Genomic DNA, 675 nt, shown 5'->3' on the forward strand with positions numbered 1-675 from the left:
CAAGAGGCGTCGACAAGGCGACGATATAGGAAAGAAGATGAAGAAGCAAAGAAAAGATGAAAACAACGAGTGGGAAGACGAGAATGAAGACAGATCAGCCGACGGAGCGATGGGGGAGGACTGGGGAAAGAGGGAAGAATGTGGGTGGAAAGAGGAATGGGAGAAAAAGAAGGGAAACACATGGAAGGGAGAAGAAGTCACGGTGAGAGAAGGAGAAAAGGGAAAGAAGAAGGAAAGAGAAAAAGAAAGGAGGGGGGAGGGAAGGAGGGGGAAGAAAGGGGGAGAGAGGGGAGGGGAGGAAAGGAGAGAAGAGAGGGGAGGAGAGAAAGAGAAGGGAGAGAAAGGAGAAGAAAGAGAAGAAGGGGAAGGGAGGAGGGGGGGGAGGAAGGGGGGAGAGGGGAGGGAGAGGCGGAAGGGGAGAAGGGGTGGGGGAAGGGGCAGGGGGGAGGAGGGGAAGAGGGGAGGTGGGGAGGGAGAAAGGGGAGAAGATGGGGAGAGAGAGAGAGAGGGGGAGGGTAGAGGAGAGAGGGTAGGGAAGGGGGGTAGGGAGAGGAGGAGAAGAGGGGGAAAGAAGAAGAGAGAGGAGAGGGAGAGGAAGAGGAAGAAGGAGGAAGAGGCCGAAGAAGAAGGGGGAGAGGAGGAAGGAGAAAGAAAAAAAGAAGAAAGAAAAAAGGG

General features: G+C 55.0%; 1 protein-coding gene. It reads left to right on the top strand.

Annotation, left to right across the window (positions count from 1 at the left end; translation table 11 throughout):
• Positions 1-37 precede the first annotated feature (37 nt).
• Positions 38-675 (top strand): hypothetical protein (locus WH87_RS20495; protein ID WP_197410817.1); only part of this gene is annotated, 638 nt, incomplete at its 3' end.

Origin of the sequence: Devosia epidermidihirudinis, assembly GCF_000971295.1 — a bacterium.
Lineage (GTDB): Bacteria > Pseudomonadota > Alphaproteobacteria > Rhizobiales > Devosiaceae > Devosia > Devosia epidermidihirudinis.